This is a genomic window from Pseudomonas sp. SWI44 (genome assembly GCF_002947915.1).
Taxonomy (GTDB): Bacteria; Pseudomonadota; Gammaproteobacteria; order Pseudomonadales; family Pseudomonadaceae; genus Aquipseudomonas; species Aquipseudomonas taiwanensis.
The window spans coordinates 139,636-157,810 of record NZ_CP026674.1; the positions used below are offsets into that span (position 1 = coordinate 139,636).

The 18,175-nt window shown below is 60.5% G+C and carries 18 protein-coding genes; 7 read left to right on the plus strand and 11 right to left on the minus strand.

What is annotated here, in order from left to right:
- Positions 1-45: 45 nt before the first annotated feature.
- Complete coding sequence (gene mrdA, locus C4Q26_RS00645; protein ID WP_104882558.1) at positions 46-1,938, plus strand: penicillin-binding protein 2; 1,893 nt, start codon at positions 46-48, stop codon at positions 1,936-1,938.
- 72 nt (positions 1,939-2,010) lie between these two features.
- Here mrdA and C4Q26_RS28010 read toward each other — a convergent pair whose 3' ends face one another.
- Together C4Q26_RS28010 and C4Q26_RS00660 are read right to left on the minus strand one after the other, a co-directional pair.
- Positions 2,011-2,481: a hypothetical protein gene (locus tag C4Q26_RS28010; RefSeq protein ID WP_177429810.1), complete on the minus strand. Its 471-nt coding sequence runs from the start codon at positions 2,479-2,481 to the stop codon at positions 2,011-2,013.
- A 200-nt stretch (positions 2,482-2,681) separates the two neighbouring features.
- On the minus strand, positions 2,682-3,605 hold the full coding sequence (locus C4Q26_RS00660) for a LysR family transcriptional regulator (RefSeq protein WP_023380138.1): 924 nt from the start codon (positions 3,603-3,605) through the stop codon (positions 2,682-2,684).
- A gap of 113 nt (positions 3,606-3,718) precedes the next feature.
- On the opposite strand from C4Q26_RS00660, the gene C4Q26_RS00665 reads away from it, so the two are divergent.
- Complete coding sequence (locus C4Q26_RS00665) at positions 3,719-4,792, plus strand: AbrB family transcriptional regulator (protein ID WP_023380137.1); 1,074 nt, start codon at positions 3,719-3,721, stop codon at positions 4,790-4,792.
- Positions 4,793-4,971: 179 nt separating this feature from the next.
- Here C4Q26_RS00665 and C4Q26_RS00670 read toward each other — a convergent pair whose 3' ends face one another.
- Positions 4,972-5,451 (minus strand): VOC family protein, encoded by a 480-nt coding sequence (locus C4Q26_RS00670; protein WP_104881885.1) that lies wholly within the window; start codon positions 5,449-5,451, stop codon positions 4,972-4,974.
- A 203-nt stretch (positions 5,452-5,654) separates the two neighbouring features.
- On the opposite strand from C4Q26_RS00670, the gene C4Q26_RS00675 reads away from it, so the two are divergent.
- Entirely contained in the window at positions 5,655-6,305 is a 651-nt protein-coding gene (locus tag C4Q26_RS00675; protein WP_023380135.1) for a TIGR04211 family SH3 domain-containing protein, read from the plus strand.
- Between the two features lie 87 nt (positions 6,306-6,392).
- Here C4Q26_RS00675 and C4Q26_RS00680 read toward each other — a convergent pair whose 3' ends face one another.
- Positions 6,393-7,343 carry a LysR family transcriptional regulator gene (locus C4Q26_RS00680; protein WP_023380134.1) on the minus strand — a complete coding sequence of 317 codons (951 nt, stop codon included), beginning with the start codon at positions 7,341-7,343 and terminating at the stop codon, positions 6,393-6,395.
- Positions 7,344-7,496: 153 nt separating this feature from the next.
- A complete protein-coding gene (locus C4Q26_RS00685) occupies positions 7,497-8,378 on the minus strand; it encodes a LysR family transcriptional regulator (protein WP_023380133.1) in 882 nt (293 codons plus the stop codon).
- Between the two features lie 104 nt (positions 8,379-8,482).
- Here C4Q26_RS00685 and argC point away from each other — a divergent pair, with 104 nt between their 5' ends.
- Positions 8,483-9,418: an N-acetyl-gamma-glutamyl-phosphate reductase gene (argC, locus tag C4Q26_RS00690; protein WP_104882560.1), complete on the plus strand. Its 936-nt coding sequence runs from the start codon at positions 8,483-8,485 to the stop codon at positions 9,416-9,418.
- A gap of 85 nt (positions 9,419-9,503) precedes the next feature.
- Positions 9,504-10,190 (plus strand): GNAT family N-acetyltransferase, encoded by a 687-nt coding sequence (locus tag C4Q26_RS00695; protein WP_023380131.1) that lies wholly within the window; start codon positions 9,504-9,506, stop codon positions 10,188-10,190.
- Between the two features lie 60 nt (positions 10,191-10,250).
- Here C4Q26_RS00695 and C4Q26_RS00700 read toward each other — a convergent pair whose 3' ends face one another.
- On the minus strand, positions 10,251-11,132 hold the full coding sequence (locus C4Q26_RS00700; protein WP_023380130.1) for a LysR family transcriptional regulator: 882 nt from the start codon (positions 11,130-11,132) through the stop codon (positions 10,251-10,253).
- A gap of 128 nt (positions 11,133-11,260) precedes the next feature.
- On the opposite strand from C4Q26_RS00700, the gene C4Q26_RS00705 reads away from it, so the two are divergent.
- Positions 11,261-11,620, plus strand: coding sequence for a hypothetical protein (locus C4Q26_RS00705; RefSeq protein ID WP_023380129.1), 360 nt, complete (start codon positions 11,261-11,263; stop codon positions 11,618-11,620).
- Positions 11,621-11,759: 139 nt separating this feature from the next.
- Positions 11,760-12,779 (plus strand): branched-chain amino acid aminotransferase, encoded by a 1,020-nt coding sequence (locus C4Q26_RS00710; protein ID WP_023380128.1) that lies wholly within the window; start codon positions 11,760-11,762, stop codon positions 12,777-12,779.
- Between the two features lie 51 nt (positions 12,780-12,830).
- Here the strand turns inward: C4Q26_RS00710 and C4Q26_RS00715 are convergent, their stop codons facing one another.
- The 5 genes from C4Q26_RS00715 to C4Q26_RS00735 are packed head-to-tail and all read right to left on the minus strand — an operon-like array spanning position 12,831 to position 18,158.
- A complete protein-coding gene (locus tag C4Q26_RS00715; protein WP_104882561.1) occupies positions 12,831-15,014 on the minus strand; it encodes a lipase family protein in 2,184 nt (727 codons plus the stop codon).
- A 3-nt stretch (positions 15,015-15,017) separates the two neighbouring features.
- Entirely contained in the window at positions 15,018-15,803 is a 786-nt protein-coding gene (locus tag C4Q26_RS00720; RefSeq protein ID WP_023380125.1) for a hypothetical protein, read from the minus strand.
- A 3-nt stretch (positions 15,804-15,806) separates the two neighbouring features.
- Positions 15,807-16,592, minus strand: a complete 786-nt coding sequence (locus C4Q26_RS00725) for a hypothetical protein (protein WP_104882562.1) — start codon at positions 16,590-16,592, stop codon at positions 15,807-15,809.
- Between the two features lie 3 nt (positions 16,593-16,595).
- Entirely contained in the window at positions 16,596-17,381 is a 786-nt protein-coding gene (locus C4Q26_RS00730; RefSeq protein WP_104881888.1) for a hypothetical protein, read from the minus strand.
- A 3-nt stretch (positions 17,382-17,384) separates the two neighbouring features.
- The gene (locus C4Q26_RS00735; RefSeq protein ID WP_252189435.1) at positions 17,385-18,158 is read right to left on the minus strand and encodes a hypothetical protein; all 774 of its coding nucleotides are present in this window, start codon (positions 18,156-18,158) and stop codon (positions 17,385-17,387) included.
- Between the last annotated feature and the right edge of the window lie 17 nt (positions 18,159-18,175).

The window sequence follows — 18,175 nt, forward strand, 5'->3', positions numbered from 1 at the left end:
TGCCCCGCGATCTTGCGTATTGCCCGAGACCCGACAGCCGAGCCCATGCCCCAGCCCATACCCCTGAAGGACCACGAAAAGGAAAAGCACCTGGTCAACCGTCGGCTGCTGGCCTGCGCCGCCCTGGTCTGCAGCCTGGTGGCCGTGCTGGTGGGACGGCTGTATGTGCTGCAGGTGGTACAGCACGACCAGCAGACCGCTGTTTCGGAAAACAACCGTGTGCATGTGCTGCCCATCGCCCCCGAGCGCGGACTGATCTACGACCGCAATGGCGTGGTGCTGGCCGACAACAAGCCCAGCTTCGACCTGACCATGACCCGTGAACGGGCCGGCGATACGGCCAAGGTTCTCGATACCCTGGCCCAGGTCCTGAGCCTGTCCGAAGATGATCGCAAGCAGTTCGACAAGGACCTTCGTCGAGGCCGCAAGCCTTTCGAACCGGTGACCCTGATGGTGGGGTTGAGCGAGGAGCAGATCGCCCTCGTGGCGGTCAACCAATTCCGCCTGCCGGGCCTTGAGGTCGAGCCACAGTTCATCCGCGAATACCCCCTGGCCGAGCACTTCGCCCATTCGGTGGGCTATGTCGGGCGCATCAACGAAAAGGAAGCCAAGACCCTCGACAGCACTGAATACCGGGGCACCCAGTCGATCGGCAAGACGGGTATCGAGCACTTCTACGAAAGCCAGCTGCATGGCCACGTCGGGTACGAAGAGGTCGAAACCAATGCCCAGGGCCGTGTGATGCGAGTGCTCAATCACCAGGACCCGATTCCCGGCAAGGACATCGTCCTGAGCCTCGATGCGCACCTACAGTTGGCTGCGGAGAAAGCCCTGGGCGACCGACGTGGCGCCGTGGTAGTGCTGGACCCGGCCAATGGCGACGTGCTGGCGATGGTCAGCAACCCCAGCTTCGACCCTAACCTGTTCGTCAAGGGCATCAGTTTCAAGCAATACGCAGCCCTGCGCGACTCGATCGACCGCCCGCTGTTCAACCGCGTGCTGCGCGGTCTCTACGCGCCGGGCTCGACGGTCAAGCCGGAAGTCGCCATCGCCGGTCTCGACAGTGGTGTGATCACCCCCGGCAGCCGAGTGTTCGACCCCGGCTACTACGAGTTGCCCAACTACGATCACAAGTACCGCAACTGGAACCACAGCGGCGATGGCTGGGTGGACATGTACTCCGCCATCATGCGTTCCAACGACACCTACTTCTACGACTTGGCACACAAACTCGGCATCGACCGGCTGCACGACTACATGAGTGAGTTCGGCCTGGGTCAGAAGGTGTCGCTGGACATGTTCGAGGAAGCGGCCGGCCTGATGCCGTCGCAGCAATGGAAACGTGCGACTCGCCGCCAGGCCTGGTTCCCCGGCGAGACATTGATTCTCGGGATTGGCCAGGGCTACATGCAGGTCACACCGCTGCAACTGGCCCAGGCCACCAGCCTGCTGGCCAGTAAAGGTGTATGGCACCGTCCGCACCTGGCCATGACCGTGGGCGGTGAAGCACCGGTGGACCCGAACCCGATGCCGAACATCGTGCTGCACGACCGCCATGCCTGGGACCAGGTGAACCAGGGCATGCAGATGGTCATGCACGACCCACGAGGTATCGCCCGCGCGGCGGCGGCTGGGGCGCAGTACCGGATTGCAGGCAAGAGCGGCACCGCGCAGGTGGTGGCGATCAAGCAAGGCGAGCGCTACAACCGTGACAAAACCCTGGAACGCCACCGCGACAACGCCCTGTTCGTCGGCTTCGCTCCGGCTGACCATCCAAGCGTGGTGGTGGCGGTAATGATCGAGAACGGCGAGGCCGGAGGCCGGGTGGCGGGGCCCGTGGTGCGCGAAGTGATGGATGCGTACCTGCTGGATGACCAGGGGCATTTGAAGCCGCAGTATGCCGGGACGCCGGTGGCCAAACAGGTCCCTCATACCTGACTACCCGGGGCAACCATCGACCTGAACGCCTGTACCGCCTTTCGAAACGGGCTGGTACAGGCCACGGGAATGTCAGGTCCGATCACCCCCACGGTCATCCCCGACGTCATGATTCACCCCATCATCCGCCCCCTGCCCCACGCCGTGGGGCCCACCCACATCATGGTTGGCTTCGTGATTCGCTTCGTGATTGGCCTCGTGGTTGGCCTCATGGCTGGCACCATCATCTGCCCCGTTGCGACCGCTCTCACCACGGCCCGAGCCGGCATTGCCGCCGTCGCCACCGTGTCCGCTGCCACTGCCGCCATGGCCACCGCCTGAGCCTCCGCCACCACCATGCCCTCCACCACCGCCACCGTGGCCGCCTCCGCCGCCTCCGCCGCCTCCATGGCCTCCACCGCCTCCACCGTGGCCTCCACCTCCACCGCCGCCACCGTCTTTCGCATAAGCAGTGGATACGCCACCGAGCGAGTCCGGCACCAACACCGCCGATGCCGACAGCAAGCCGCCGATGGCCAACGCCAACAAGCATTTTTTAAGCATTGATGAGCCTCCGCCAGGAGTTGCACCGGGCAACTCAAGAATTGCGTCCCCCCATAGGGCGACTTGCCGACCAGCACGGCCTTCCTGCGTAGCGAACGAACGAGATCCATCAGGGCCTGCCGGGGAATATTGCAGAATGTTACTTATGCCTTGAGCGTAGATTCAGCGTGCCGCTTGTCATCAACCGGCCATCAGAATCCTCAAGCACCGTCGCTTCGCCGCCATTCACTACCCAGGAAGCTCACGCCCTTTTCCCTCAGCAACTCCACCATCGAGCTTGCCGCCGGTGGCAAATACCCTTGAGCGCGCACCGATACCGCAACGGTTCGCCGCATCGTGGTCTCCTCCAGCGGCACCTCGCGCAAACCCGAACGGCCCAGACCGTGCTCCAGCGTTTCCCGCGCCACGAAACTCAGCAGACGGGTGCGGGCGATCAGCCGGGGTAGAAGCGAAATCGAATTGGTCTCGATCTGTACCTGCGGGGAAGGCAATTGCTGGGCCATGAACACGTTGTCGATCCAGCGCCGAGCCGTGACCGTGGGGCCACCCAACACCCAGCGATAGCGGCACAGGTCCTTCAAGGTGATGGGGCCGGCAAACACCGGATGGTCCTCGCTGGCCACGACCACTGCTTCGTCTTCAACGATCGGGTAGGTGGTGAACTGCGGGTCGTCGGCGATCTGCGGCGAGATGATCACATCCAGCTGGCCAGAGCGCAGCGACTCCTTGAGCACATCGTCCTGAGCGATGGACAGTTTCAGCGTCAGCTCCGGCGCCCGCTCAAGCAGGACCGCCGTCAGGTTCGGCAACAGATGATCGGCCATGCTCGCGGCGCAGCCAAGGCGAATGTTGCCCACCAGCCCGCTGGCGAAATCGCGCACTTCACGCTCGGTTTGCGCGATGTTCATCTGCAATTGCTTGCCACGGGCCAACAGCAGCTTGCCGACTTCGGTCAGTTTGATCCGCCGCCCATCCCGCTGGAACAGGCGCGTGCCCAACGACTCTTCAAGACGCTGGATGCTCTTGCTCAGCGCGGGCTGGCTGCGATTGAGCTGTTCGGCAGCCCGGCCCAGATGCCCGAGTTCGGCGATGGTTTCGAAATACGTCAGGTCGCGAAGGTCCATGATTCATGAATTTCAGTTATGGATTCATCAAAAGTAGAAAATAGACTTGATCGGTTGCCCCGTCGATACTTTTCCCCGCACACCGCGTTATCGCTGCACAAGGAGTCTCGACCTTGCAGACCTCTGCCTCCGGCAACCCCAAGACCTTCGTCAAATGGTTCGCGCTACTGATAGGCGCCGGTGCCTTCGGCCAGTTGTTGCATACCCTGTCCGTACCGGCAGGCTTGTTCCTCGGCCCCATGCTGGTGGCCATCGTGTTCGGTATAGGCGGTGCGCGCCTGTCTCTACATCGTCAGGCGTTTCGTTTCGGCCAAGGTTGCGTCGGCCTGCTGGTGGCGCACGCGGTGAGCTGGTCGGTATTGATCTCGATGGCGCAGTCCTGGCACCTGATGCTGGTCGCCACCTTCATCACCGTGGCCCTGAGCGCCTTGGTGGGCCTGGGCACGGTGCGCTTTGGCGGCATTCCCGGCAGTACCGCTGCCTGGGGCACCGCTCCTGGCGCTGCGTCGGCGATGGTGTCGATGGCTGAGGAAAACGGCGCAGATGGCCGCGTAGTGGCCACCATGCAGTATGTGCGCGTGGTGTGCGTGGTGATGATCGGCTCGCTGGTCAGCCACCTGCTGGGCGCCACGCCGGGGCCTGGCGCGGCGGCGAACGCCCCTGCGATCAGCGAGGCACCGCATCTTCTCAATAGCCTGCTCAGTGTTGGCGTGGTGGTGGTCGGCATTGCCGCCGGCAACCGAATGCCCGCGGGGGCTCTGCTGATGCCATTATTGCTCGGTAGTGCGCTGCAGCTGAGCGGGTTGCTGACGATCACCCTGCCCGAACCCTTGCTGGCCGTGGCGTATGGCGCCATTGGCTGCTACATCGGCCTGCGCTTCGACCGGCAGACCGTGCGCTACGTGTGGACACACCTGCCGACCATGATAGCTGGAGCCTTGGTGCTGATCGTGCTGTGCGCTGCCTGCGCCTGGCTGATGGCCAAGGCGATGGGCAGCGACTTCCTGTCGATGTACCTGGCCACCAGCCCCGGTGGGCTGGATGCCATGGCGATCATCGCGGTTGAGACCCATGCCGATGTCGGCCTGGTGCTGGCCATGCAGACCTTGCGTTTGTTCGGAGTGATTCTCACCGGCGCCTACTGCGCGCGGCAGATCATACGGCTTACCCAGGCGCCCCGTCCTTAGGGTCTGTATGAAACGTCTTGAGACGAAGGTCAGGCAAGGCGAAAACAGCCGAGGAAGCGGAGTTTACGGCTTGTAAATGAGCATTCCGAGGCTGTTTTCAACGCAGCGTCACCGAGTATCAAAGCTTTACGTACAGAGCCTAGAGCCCACCCGCCGCCAAGGCCTGCCAGTCTTGCCGGTCAGCCTTTCAATGCCGCCTCGATGGCAGCCACATCGATCTTGCCCATGGTCATCATCGCCTCGAACGCTCGCTTGGCCGCTGCGGGATCAGGGTGACTGAAGGACTCGAGCAACACTCTGGGCGTGATCTGCCATGACACCCCCCACTTATCCTTGCACCAACCACACACGCTTTCCTGGCCGCCGTTGCCCACGATGGCGTTCCAGAAACGGTCGGTTTCGGCTTGGTCTTCGGTACAGACCTGGAACGAAAACGCCTCGGTCTGCTTGAACGCCGTGCCCCCATTGATGCCTACGCAGGGTAAGCCCATGACGATGAATTCCACAGTGATCACGTCGCCGACCTTGCCCGAGGGGAAGTCAGCCGGCGCCTTGTGCACGGCGACTACCCGACTATCGGGGAAAACACTGGCATAGAAGTTCGCCGCTGCTTGCGCATCCTTGTCGAACCAGAGGCAGAGGGTGTTCTTGGCAGTCATGGCCATGCTCCAGGAGCGTTGAAGGAACCATCAGTCTAGCGCCTTGGCTCGCGTGCATCCCTGCAACATTCTGCAGACATTTCCGACATTAGGCAGTGAACCTGCCTACAAAAATGCGGTCATTCCCTGACGGTCAAACCAGCGACCGGTTCACCGGCCTATTCACCGGGCCATTTTCTGTCCAGTTCCAGCGAAGACCCAACATGCCTGATTCCCGCCCCTCTGCCCCTGTCCTCCCTGCCCTGCGCGGCAGCCTGATCGCCGCGCTGGTGGCCCTCGCCGTTCCGGTGCATGCTGAAGAACCCGCCAGCGATGCGCGCTGGGTCAGTGACAGCCTGACCACCTACGTGCGCAGTGGCCCTACCGATGGCCACCGCATCGTCGGCAACCTCAAGTCCGGACAAAAGGTCACGCTCATTGGCAGCCAGGGTAACTACAGTCAGGTACGCGGGCAGAACGGCGACTTGGTGTGGATCCTCAGCACCGACTTGCAGTCGGTGCCAGGCCAGAGCGAACGCCTGCCGCAACTCGATGCCCAGGTGGCGGAGTTGTCCGGTCAGCTGAAAACCATCGACGACAGCTGGAAGAACCGCGTGCAGGGTATGCAGGAAACCCTCGACTCACGCAAGAAACTGATCGATGAGCTGGAGGCGCGCAACAAGGCGCTCAGTGAACAGCTCGACCAGAGCCAGTCCAGCTTGCGCGACACCCAGGCGCGCCTGGGCGACGAGAACAAGCAGGTGATGATGCGCTACATGGTTTATGGCGGTAGCATCGCTGGCGCAGGTTTGCTGGCCGGGCTGATCCTGCCGTCGCTGACCCGAGGCCGCAAGAAGAACGACCGCTGGTTCTAGGGGCTGTGGGAAAAGGCTTGGGACGAAGGTCAGGCAAGGCTGTTTTCAACGCAGCATCACCGAGTATCAAGGCTTTTCGTACACAGCCTAAGGGCGTGTGGGCAGCCCTGCCACAGTGCGGGCCTGCCCCAGGCTTGCACCGCTGAACAGAAAGTCGATCAGCACCCGCACCCGCAAGGGCATGTGCCGCGCCTGCGGGTAGATCAACATGAACGGCCGTGAAGTGCCGCCAAAATCACGCAACACTTCCACCAGCTCGCCACGCTCCAGAGCATCCTGTACCGTGAAGCGATAGGCCTGCATCAAGCCCGCGCCATGGCGTACCAGCGTGGCGGTGGCCAGGAAGTCGCCCTGGCAGGTGAACGATCCGTGGGTCTCCAGCTCCAGCTGCCGACCGTCCTGGCGAAAGCTCCAGGGCGGACGGCGGCCGCTGCTGGGGAGCTCGAACTGGATGCATTCATGCCGCAGCAGGTCTTCGGGCACCTGTGGCACGCCGGCCCGTGCCAAGTAGCCGGGCGTTGCCACCACCACCAGCTCGGCATCTTCCAGCCGCCTTGCCACCAGCCGCGAATCCGCGGGCTCACGACCGCGAATGGCGAGATCGAACGGCTCGTCGGCGAAATCGACATTGCGATTGCTGACGTGCACATCGATTTGCACCTGCGGGTACAGCTCACGAAAGCGCGGCAGCAGCGGCAGCAGACGGTGATGGGCATAGGGTGTCGGGGCGCTGATGCGCAGCCGGCCACTGGGCTCGAGCTGCCCACCGGCGACCTGGCGCTCGGCCTCGACCAGCTGCCCCAGTGCCTGGCGGCATTGCTGGTAATACGCCAGGCCGGCCTCAGACAGGCGCATATGGCGGGTGGTACGCACGAACAACCGCACCCCCAGACGCTCCTCCAGGCGGGCCACGCTGCGACTCACCGCTGCTGGGGTAACGCCGGCCTCGTTAGCGGCCGCCGTGAAACTACCGGTGTCGGCGGCAAGGCAGAACAGCTCCAGGCTACCCAGTTGCAGGTCATCGAAATGGCGGGTCATGGCGACTCTATTGATTACATGAAGTATCGATTGAAATGGCCTGCGGACCTTTTTTCAAGTCCGCAATGGCGCCTTCAGTCGCCCGGTCACCGAAACCCAGCCGCCAGCGGAGTGAGTATCGGGCCTCTTCAAGCACATCGGCAATGAGCCAGTCTACTGCCGCAACCGCTCCAACGCCTCCAGCACATACCCCGTGGCCCGGTCGTGCTCCCCTTCCCGGCAGGCAATACCCAACTGCCGCCACAACCCCGGTCGCAACGGGCGCCGGGCAACCCTGGGGTCGAACTCTGCCGCTGCGCCCTCCTGAGGCAGCAATGTCGCGCCATACCCCGCGCCCACCAGGCTCTTGATCGCATCGTTGTAGTTCAGTTCGATGCGCGGTACCGGGTACAACCCGGCCGCCGCGAACCACTCGGCGGTCACCCGTGACAGCTGGGTGCTGTTGTCATTGAGGATCAATGCGCGCTGCCCCAGCCAGGCTGGCGTCACCTTGGCCGGAGGCTGCCAGTCACTGGGCACGAAGGCCATGATCGGGTCACGCCGCCAGGGTGTGACCCTCAGCCCTTTGCCCGCCACCTGCGGCAATGCCACCAGGCCAATATCCAGCGTGCCGTCACGCAGCCGTGTCAGCGAAGCCTGGGAGGTCAGCACCTGTACCTGCACATCGACCCCTGGATGCGTCTGGCGCAGGTGCTCCAATGCCTGGGGCAGCAGGTGGGCGATGGCGCCGGTCGAGGCTCCCAGTCGCACGCGCCCCGTCAGGCCCTCGACCTGCCGGCGCACCTCGTCCAGCGCCAGGTCGGCATCGGCCAGCAGGCGGCGGGCACGCACCAGCAGGGTTTCGCCGAGGGCGGTAGGCCGAACCTGGCTGCGGTTGCGCAGCAGCAGCGCAGCCCCGACCCGTGCCTCCAGTTCCGCTACATGGAGACTGATGGTCGCAGGCGCCAGGTTGAGCTGTCGGGCCGCTTCGGCGAACGACCCCATATCGGCGATCACCACCAAGGTACGAAGGCGATCCAGGCTGATTTCTCGCATGGTGTTAATTCAGAATTTATGAATACAAGCATCATGATATTCAAATTTTCTTTAGTCCAGCGACGCGCGAGCATAGGCCATCCCTCCGCCACCGGAACTCGACCATGCACACGCCACTTGTCTTCATCGACGGCGACCAAGGCACCACTGGCCTGCACATTCACGCCCGCTTGCAAGGCCGCGACGACCTGCGCCTGATTACCCTCCCCGAGGCTGACCGAAAGCACCCACAACGCCGCGCAGAGGCCGTCAACAATGCCGACATCGCCCTGCTCTGCCTGCCCGACGACGCCGCCCGCGAAGCCGTTGCAGCGCTGCGCAACCCGGCCGTACGCGTGATCGACGCCAGCTCCGCCCACCGCACAACCCCCGGCTGGGTCTATGGTTTGCCAGAGCTGGATGAGCAGCAGGCCGAGCGCATCGCCCAAGCCAAACGCGTCAGTAACCCTGGCTGCTACCCCACCGGCGCCATCGCCCTGTTGCGCCCGCTGATCAAGGCCGGGCTACTACCAGCCGACTACCCCCTGAGCATTCATGCCATTTCCGGGTACTCCGGCGGTGGCCGATCAGCGGTCGAGCGCTACGAACAGGCGTCAGCAGACAGCCCCCCTGCCCTGCAACTCTATGGACTGGAACTGGCGCACAAACACGTGCCGGAGATCCAGCAACATGCCGGGCTGTCGCAACGGCCGATGTTCCTGCCAGGTTATGGCGCCTATCGCCAGGGCATCGTGCTAAGCATTGCCGTGCAGTTGCGCCTGCTGCCAGGCAACGTCCGCGCCGAACAGCTGCAGGCCTGCCTGGAGCAGCATTACCAGGGCGCGCGCCATGTCCAGGTGATGCCACTGCACCAGCACGGGCCAGCGGCAGCGCTCGACCCTGAAGCCCTGAACGACAGCAACGACCTGCGACTGGCGCTGTATGCCAACCCCGCGCATGGCCAGGTGCTGCTGACGGCGGTGTTCGACAACCTGGGCAAAGGTGCATCGGGCGCGGCCGTGCAGAATCTGGACCTGATGCTGGCGGCGCTGCGGGCCTGAGCCTGCTCGGCAAAAACGGGTAGACTGTGGGTCCTGCGCCAGCGTGGCGCAGCCTAAGCCCTTGCCAGCCGGAGCCCGTCCACCGATGTTCATCCTGAGCCGCCTCGACAGCGTGCCGCCCGAGTCCTTCCAGAACCAGATTCGCCAACTGGTGATCGAAAACGTCGGCGACCTGAGCAGCGTCGCCATCCGCGTCGAGAATCCGCTGTACCCGTTGTATCAGTACGGCGTTGGCATGGAGGTACACCAGTATCTCCAGGCCCTGGACGGCACGCGTGGGCTGCGGGTGACACTGACCCTCGCCCTGGACGCCGATGCACCGGACCAACTGCTCGGGTTCGCCCTGGCGTTACCGGCCCAGGACAACGACCAGGCCTGCGCGCTGACCTTTCTTGCGGTACGGCCAAGCCACCGCCGCCAGGGCATCGCCCGTGCCCTGCTGACGGACCTCAAGACGCGCTACGCCTGCGTCGAGCTCAACGCCTTCGCCGGCCAGGTACCGTGGTTCGAAAGCATGGGAATGCAAGTGGTGGCCGCCAATGGGCCGCAGGTATTGATGAGCAGCACCGGCCACGCCAGCGGCGCGCTGATTGGCCGACTGGATATCGCGCCGATCTACCAGACCACGGAAGTGCACCAGATCCATACCTACCTGCTCAACCAGCAAGGCGAGGACGCCATGATCGACGCTGAACAGCAGCGTGATGAATGGCTGGATGAACTGACGGTGCAAGCTGCGGGGTGTGTCAGGCAGCGCAAGACCGTGCATTGATCGCGCGAGCGCGGATCGCGGCAGCCGCGCAACGTCCGCCGCACGGCAAGGGGGGGGCTGTCAGATCCCGTCCACAGCCAGCATTTGCTTGAGCACATCCGCCAGCGCCTTGACCATCACATCTGCTGTCGGGCGATGCAGGATCACGATTTCATAACTGTCCACCTCCGGCAGCCCTTGCGCCAGCCCGAGGGTGCGATGCTCACCGGTCGCGGCCCGTGGTGGCAGCAGGCTGATGCCCATCCCATCGGCCACCGCGGCCTGGATCCCGCTCAGGCTCGAACTCGTGAAGCTGATGCGCCAGCGCCGCCCCATGCCCTCGATGGCGCTGATCATGTCATCGCGATACAGCCCGCGCGGAGGAAACGTGACCAAGGGTACCGGGTCGAGCTCGAACGATGGCAAGCGCACGCTGTCGATCCACTGCAACCGCTCCGGCCAGCACGCCACCCCTTCGCGGCTGTTGCGCCGCTGCTTGAGCAACACCAAGTCCAGTTCACCGTTGTCATAGGACTGGCTTAGGTCGCGACACAGCCCACTGGTGACCTCCAGCTTGACCTGCGGGTGCTGGCGACTGAACGCCGACAACGCATGGGTGGTGCGTCCGCCGACGAAGTCCTCCGGCACGCCAAGGCGTACGGTCACGCCGACCATGGCACCGGCCAAGGCTTCGAGCATCTGGTCGTTCAACGCCAGCATGTGGCGGGCATAACCGAGCAGGGTCTGACCGGCATCGGTGGGCAGCACGTCACGATTGCCACGCACCAGCAGGCGGTGGCCAACCATTTCTTCCAGGCGGCGAACCTTCTGGCTGATGGTCGACTGTGTCGAGTGCAAGCGTGCCGCGGCCGTGGTGAAGCTGCCGCAGTCGGCCACCACGACAATGGCTCGGAGCAAGTCGAGGTCGAAGAGGGCTCTATTCGATTTAGCGCTGATGGACATCTGGGTATTCAACTTCTGAATGGCACCCCTGCGTTCTATCACGCCTGCCCCGCCCGTGCAAAAACCAACCTCGACATTAACTGCGCTAAAGTGACGGTTTTTTCCACACACTGCCGCCAGGAGGCCTGGTGAAAGCCCTGAACAAACGTGAACTGGCGCGTATGGAGCGCGAACTGATCGCCTGCCTGACCGAAGCCTGTGAAACCGCCAAGGCCGAAATTGTCGGTTTCGCCTGGCTCACCCATCGCCTGGATCCCGATGCATTCCCCGGCAGCCTGCGTATCACCTGGGTATTCGACCGCGAAGCGGACAAGGACGCAGCCCTGGGCAGCCCTCAGAAGGCGCGTATGCTGGCACTGACAGCCCAGGCGCTCGACGAAGCCGGCATTCGTCTGGACCATGTGGCCTGGCACGTGCGTTTCGACAGCGAAGAGGCCTGCGCCCGCCGCCATGGCGGTGACTGGAACCGACGCCTGCAGGAGCGCTGACAGGCAGGCCGATTGACGTGAGCGGCAGCCAATTCGTGACTGGCCGTTCCCGATCCGCGACGGATGTATTATCGTGGCGAGGTGCGCATATCACAGCAGCCCGAGTAGATCGGGCATCTGCAAGACAATCGAGGGTGTCATGAGTAACGAGAGCATTAACTGGGACAAGCTGGGTTTCGACTACATCAAGACCGACAAGCGCTACCTGTCCGTGTGGCGCAACGGCGAGTGGGACAAAGGCACCCTGACCGAAGACAATGTGCTGCACATCAGTGAAGGCTCCACCGCCCTGCACTATGGCCAGCAGTGCTTCGAAGGCCTGAAGGCCTATCGTTGCAAGGACGGCTCGATCAACCTGTTCCGCCCCGACCAGAACGCCGCACGCATGCAGCGCAGCTGCGCACGCCTGCTGATGCCGCAAGTGCCGACCGATGTATTCATCGAAGCCTGCAAGCAAGTGGTCAAGGCTAACGAGAAGTTCGTTCCGCCGCACGGCAAAGGTGCCCTGTACCTGCGTCCGTTCGTGATCGGTACCGGTGACAACATCGGCGTGCGCACCGCCCCCGAGTTCATCTTCTCGATCTTCGCCATCCCGGTAGGCTCGTACTTCAAGGGCGGCATGAAGCCGCACAACTTCCAGATTTCCAGCTTCGACCGCGCAGCCCCGCAAGGCACCGGTGCGGCCAAGGTCGGTGGCAACTACGCAGCCAGCCTGCTGCCGGGCGCCGAAGCCAAGAAGGCGCACTTCGCCGACGCCATCTACCTGGACCCACTGACCCACTCGAAGATCGAGGAAGTCGGTTCGGCCAACTTCTTTGGCATCACCGCCGACAACGAATTCGTCACCCCGAAATCGGCCTCGGTACTGCCGGGTATCACCCGCCTGTCGCTGATGGAACTGGCGCAATCGCGCCTGGGCCTGACCGTGGTCGAAGGCGATGTCGAGATCAACAATCTCGGCCGCTTCGTCGAAGCCGGTGCCTGCGGTACCGCTGCCGTGATCACCCCGATCGGTGGTATCGAATACAACGGCAAGCTGCATGTATTCCATGACCTGGAAAAAGTCGGCCCCGTTACCCAGAAGCTCTACAACGAGCTGACCGGCATCCAGAGCGGTGACGTCGAAGCGCCAGCGGGCTGGATCGTCAAGGTCGCCTGATAGCCCACGCGCCAGTCAAAAGGGGCATGCCTTTGTGGGTGTGCCCCTTTTTCATATGAGGTTCAGCGGGTCATTCGGGTCGTCCACGGCATCCAGGTAGGCGAGGATGTCGTTGTAGGTCATGGCTGGCGTCACGGGCTCGACGGGCGCCAACTCAGCGGGTGCCTGGGCAAGCGGTTCGGTTCGGGCGTTCTGCGCATGGGCATGCCAGCGCGCCAATGCGGCCATGAGATGAGGTGTGCCAGCATGCTCGCCATAGATATCGGCTGCACTGATAGGAGCATGGTTCAAGGTCGCCAGGCGCTCGCGAGTGCCACTGATACGGCTCAACTCCTGCTCCACCTGCTTTTGGCTTGGCTCATGGGTGCGCGCGTAATGGTCACCGCCAGCCAGACGTGCTCGGCGCCTGACCAACTGTTCGCTGATAGACTTCAAGGCCTCTTCGACCAGCTGTATTTCTCGTCGGGTGACCGCAGGTGCCCGATCGGCCAGTGCTTGCTGGTGGCGGCGCAACACTGCCCAGCAGGCCGGTAGGTAACCGGCCGTCATGGCGTGATCCGCAACACTGATCGAGCGAAGCTCCGGCAAACCATCGACCTTGCGCAGGTAGCGACTGCACAGGGCCTGATCGGTGATGGTATCGCAGCCCGGGCTCCACAGAATGGCCGACGATGTGTGCGGCGTCAGCGCGATCGGCATGAAATGGCGCAGGTTGCCGTGATGTTCGTAATGTTCGCCCTCCTGGTTGACCAGGCCTGTGCGCAGGATTTTCATGCCAAGCATGGCATCGATCTGCATCACCAAGGCGCCTTGGGCCATGACGTCGTAGCGCGGGTTCATCCAGGGGAGCGGGGCGTTGGGGATGACGTCGTCATGGTTGACGATGCGGTGGTGGATGAGGTCGGCAGCGTTGCGGGTGAAGGTGACGTCACCGGCGCGGGGGGCGCCGTAGGTGTAGAGTTGGATGGCAAACTCTTTGGAAGTGCGGCGCAGCATTTCGGCCAGGATCAAGGCAACTGCTCCGCCAAGACTGTGGCCGCAGATGATGAGATTCTTTGAATAGTCGAACTGATCAAGGTACGACATCGCGAAATCAAAGGCCTTGAGTGCTGACTCATAAAAACCACGATGGACGCGACCTTCTCCTTGCTCGAAGGGCACTTGGAGTGCATCAACATCCCGAAGAAAGTCCGCTGCTTCGTTTGTTCCGCGTACTGCAATCAGAGCATATTCAGATGTGTGAGTGATGAAGGCCTGGGTGTCCGTTGCATCGCTGAGACCTCTGTCATCCAAAAAATGCAAGCGCGCCGGATTTTGTTGGTCGTTTCCCAGGCTTGGGTCGTTCACTGGATACAGAGCGGGGTCAAACGGCACGATTTCCAGACGTCTGGAATAGGCCACCTCTTCGAGTATTGGGTACATGGGTTCCGATTGCTCTGGGTCGACACGCCAGATTTCATTGAACGTGTTCAACGCACTCCCGAACCAGTTACCACTGGTGGGTATGAACGGAAAGCTGACCGTAGAAGCCAGCACGGGGTGCTCGTCCGGGTCCTGTCCAAATGGGTTGTAGCTGAGCGTCGCCATCAACGCCAACTGATACAAGTTCAGCGCACAGAACTCGGCGTTCGCCGATAGCAGCGGTCGCAATGCCCGGAGCGGACGCACTTCAAGCACCGTGCAAGCATCCGGCATAAGGCAAATACCGCTATTTCCATGCTCCCCCATGATGGCATTCAAGGAGGTTCGAGGTGGAAAACCACGGTCAACGAGCGGTGGTAAATGGCAGGCATAACGAACCAGCTCACTGGTTTCTACCTGATAGTAATGGTCCGCCGCTGCTTGCGCAGGATTACTTGAAGTTCTGGATCCATCGGCATTTGCGTACTGCGTTTTCTCTGCGCGCACTTGGAGATCAGTAATTTTCAAGGGATAGGATTTACGTCGCTGAAGGTCGCTATAAAGCTCTTCCGAGCCGACATATTCGCTCTCGAACCGCAACGATATAGCACCGTGATGATTCGTCACCCTGCCGCATCCTTTGACATCTAGCGCACCACTGTACGTAACCCCTTCACTGTCTACCGCTTCATAATACAAGCCCGCATAAGGCTCACCCGCCCCCTGTTCATCCACCAATTGAAATGTTGTTTCACGACCGCGATGCGGACATGTTAGCGCTTGATCATTCAGCGAAGCTGAAATCCTCTCAGCACCATCAGTCTTCAGCTCCATCTATCATTCCTCACAACCTGGGTAAATTGTGCAACGTCTACCATCCGGCATCGTAAATTCGCTGAAATCGGTGTAATTTCCATGGCAGTACCCTTGAAGGTCATCAGGCCCATCCCCTGCACATCGTTTCCAACCATTTGGAAACTTCACCCATGTATCCCCCCAAGACGGACGCTCTTCACCGCCCACTCGAATATTCATCCGCACCGTTTTCCCTGGTAGCTGATCGAGCGTATACGCCGCAAAGGGATGGCCCAAACCACGCTCTCCGCGCTCATTGTCTTTTCTGCATGCCAGCAATTTGCGTATCACCCGATCCCTCCCCATCGTCCTGAACATCCATCGACAAACTCCAAAGAAAACATCTTCGTTCGCCTCATTGAATTCACGATGGTACTTTTCCTCCAACACTTCATAGATCCCGATATTTGCCGGATCTCCAGTGAATTGGTGGAATTCACTTCCATACTTTGCACGTATCTTCAACTCCAGATGCCGCACCACCATCGGGCAGCCCTTGACCATCTTGCGAATTTCGATGGTAGTCACGGGGAGGTAGTTTTTCCGCCAGTCCTTATTGATCGACACCCCACGAAACCCTCCAGCGTCGCACGTGGGGTCCGATTCGTGCCTGTACCACGCCACGCCGTGATAGGAAAAGTTCGGCGGCAACTCACCTATCAACGTAAAGGTATTGGTCTTGTCATCACCGCAACCAGCCAGTAGCGCCACAACTCCAAGCCCTAGAATAGGTTTTCCTGCCCTGGCAGTATTGACGCCCAACTTCATCCATCACTCCTCACAACCTGGGTAAATTGTGCAACGCCTACCATCAGGCATGGTAAATTCGCTGAAATCGGTGTAATTTCCGTTGCAGTACCCCCTAACATCCTCAGGTCCCCTTCCCTTACATCGTTTCCAACCATTTGGAAACTTAACCCATGTATCTCCCCAAGACGGACTCTCTTCACCGCCCACTCGAATATTCATCCGCACCGTTTTCCCTGGTAACTGATCGAGCGTATACGCCGCAAAGGGATGGCCCAAACCACGCTCTCCGCGCTCATTGTCTTTTCTGCATGCCAGCAATTTGCGTATCACCCGATCCCTCCCCATCGTCCTGAACATCCATTGACAAACTCCATAGAAAACATCTTCATTCGCCTCATTGAATTCACGATGGTACTTTTCCTCCAACACTTCATAGATCCCGATATTTGCCGGATCCCCGGTGAATTGGTGAAATTCACTTCCATACTTTGCGCGTATCTTCAACTCCAGATGGCGCACCACCATCGGGCAGCCCTTGACCACCTTGCGAATTTCGATGGTCGTCACGGGGAGGTAGTTTTTCCGCCAGTCCTTATTGATCGACACCCCACGAAACCCTCCAGCGTCGCACGTGGGGTCCGATTCGTGCCTGTACCACGCCACGCCGTGATAGGAAAAGTTCGGCGGCAACTCACCTATCAACGTAAAGGTATTGGTCTTGTCATCACCGCAACCAGCCAGTAGCGCCACAACGCCAAGCCCCAGAATATGTTTTCCTGCCCTGGCAGTATTGACGCCCAACTTCATCCATCACTCCTCACAACCTGGGTAAATTGTGCAACGCCTACCATCAGGCATGGTAAATTCGCTGAAATCGGTGTAATTTCCGTTGCAGTACCCCCTAACATCCTCAGGTCCCCTTCCCTTACATCGTTTCCAACCATTTGGAAACTTAACCCATGTATCTCCCCAAGACGGACTCTCTTCACCACCCACTCGAATATTCATCCGCACCGTTTTCCCTGGTAGCTGATCGAGCGTATACGCCGCAAAGGGATGGCCCAAACCACGCTCTCCGCGCTCATTGTCTTTTCTGCATGCCAGCAACTTGCGTATCACCCGATCCCTCCCCATCGTCCTGAACATCCACTCACACACCCCAAAGAAAACATCTTCGTTCGTCTCATTGAATTCACGATGGTACTTTTCCTCCAACACTTCATAGATCCCGATATTTGCCGGATCCCCAGTTATTTCATAAATCGTATCTCCATACTTTGCACGTATCTTCAACTCCAAATGCCGCACCACCATCGGGCAACCCTTGACCACCTTGCGAATTTCGATGGTCGTCACGGGGAGGTAGTTTTTCCGCCAATCCTTATTGATAGACACTCCACGAAACCCTCCGGCGTCGCACGTGGGGTCCGATTCGTGCCTGTACCACGCCACGCCGTGATAGGAAAAATTCGGCGGCAACTCACCTATCAACGTAAAGGTATTGGTCTTGTCATCACCGCAACCAGCCAGTAGCGCCACGACTCCAAGCCCTAGAATAGGTTTTCCTGCCCTGGCAGTATTGACGCCCAACTTCATCCATCACTCCTCACAACCTGGGTAAATTGTGCAACGCCTACCATCAGGCATCGTAAATTCGCTGAAATCGGTGTAATTTCCATTGCAGTACCCCCTATGATCCTCAGCCCCTTTTCCTGCACAACGTTTCCAGCCATTTGGAAACTTCACCCATGTATCTCCCCAAGACGGACGCTCTTCACCGCCCACTCGAATATTCATCCGCACCGTTTTCCCTGGTAGCTGATCGAGCGTATACGCCGCAAAGGGATGGCCCAGACCACGCTCACCACGCTCGTTATCTTTTTTGCATGACATCAACTTCACGAGCATCCGATGCCTACCCATCGTCCTGAACATCCACTCACACACCCCATAGAAAACATCTTCGTTCGCCGCATTGAATTCACGACGGTACTTTTCATCAAGCACTTGATAAACCCCGATATTCGCCGGGTCACCAGCTATTTCATGAATCGTATTTCCATACTTTGCACGTATCTTCAATTCCAAATGCCGCACCACCATCGGGCAGCCCTTGACCACCTTGCGAATTTCGATGGTCGTCACGGGGAGGTAGTTTTTCCGCCAGTCCTTATTGATCGACACTCCACGAAACCCTCCGGCGTCGCACGTGGGGTCGGATTCGTGCCTGTACCACGCCACGCCGTGATAGGAAAAATTCGGCGGCAACTCACCTATCAACGTAAAGGTATTGGTCTTGTCATCACCGCAACCAGCCAGTAGCGCCATGCCGCCAAGCCAGCACAACTGTTTAATCATCCGTTGAGCACTCATGCTCCCTGACCTCTCGT

Bases quoted from the DNA above. Each gene is read 5' to 3' on its own strand.
- C4Q26_RS28010 (WP_177429810.1), bottom strand. From the start codon at position 2,481: ATGCTTAAAAAATGCTTGTTGGCGTTGGCCATCGGCGGCTTGCTGTCG.
- mrdA (WP_104882558.1), top strand. From the start codon at position 46: ATGCCCCAGCCCATACCCCTGAAGGACCACGAAAAGGAAAAGCACCTG.
- C4Q26_RS00735 (WP_252189435.1), bottom strand. From the start codon at position 18,158: ATGAGTGCTCAACGGATGATTAAACAGTTGTGCTGGCTTGGCGGCATG.
- C4Q26_RS00710 (WP_023380128.1), top strand. From the start codon at position 11,760: ATGAGTAACGAGAGCATTAACTGGGACAAGCTGGGTTTCGACTACATC.
- C4Q26_RS00730 (WP_104881888.1), bottom strand. From the start codon at position 17,381: ATGAAGTTGGGCGTCAATACTGCCAGGGCAGGAAAACCTATTCTAGGG.
- C4Q26_RS00715 (WP_104882561.1), bottom strand. From the start codon at position 15,014: ATGGAGCTGAAGACTGATGGTGCTGAGAGGATTTCAGCTTCGCTGAAT.
- C4Q26_RS00685 (WP_023380133.1), bottom strand. From the start codon at position 8,378: ATGCGAGAAATCAGCCTGGATCGCCTTCGTACCTTGGTGGTGATCGCC.
- C4Q26_RS00700 (WP_023380130.1), bottom strand. From the start codon at position 11,132: ATGTCCATCAGCGCTAAATCGAATAGAGCCCTCTTCGACCTCGACTTG.
- C4Q26_RS00680 (WP_023380134.1), bottom strand. From the start codon at position 7,343: ATGACCCGCCATTTCGATGACCTGCAACTGGGTAGCCTGGAGCTGTTC.
- C4Q26_RS00670 (WP_104881885.1), bottom strand. From the start codon at position 5,451: ATGACTGCCAAGAACACCCTCTGCCTCTGGTTCGACAAGGATGCGCAA.
- C4Q26_RS00695 (WP_023380131.1), top strand. From the start codon at position 9,504: ATGTTCATCCTGAGCCGCCTCGACAGCGTGCCGCCCGAGTCCTTCCAG.
- C4Q26_RS00720 (WP_023380125.1), bottom strand. From the start codon at position 15,803: ATGAAGTTGGGCGTCAATACTGCCAGGGCAGGAAAACCTATTCTAGGG.
- C4Q26_RS00725 (WP_104882562.1), bottom strand. From the start codon at position 16,592: ATGAAGTTGGGCGTCAATACTGCCAGGGCAGGAAAACATATTCTGGGG.
- C4Q26_RS00660 (WP_023380138.1), bottom strand. From the start codon at position 3,605: ATGGACCTTCGCGACCTGACGTATTTCGAAACCATCGCCGAACTCGGG.
- C4Q26_RS00675 (WP_023380135.1), top strand. From the start codon at position 5,655: ATGCCTGATTCCCGCCCCTCTGCCCCTGTCCTCCCTGCCCTGCGCGGC.
- argC (WP_104882560.1), top strand. From the start codon at position 8,483: ATGCACACGCCACTTGTCTTCATCGACGGCGACCAAGGCACCACTGGC.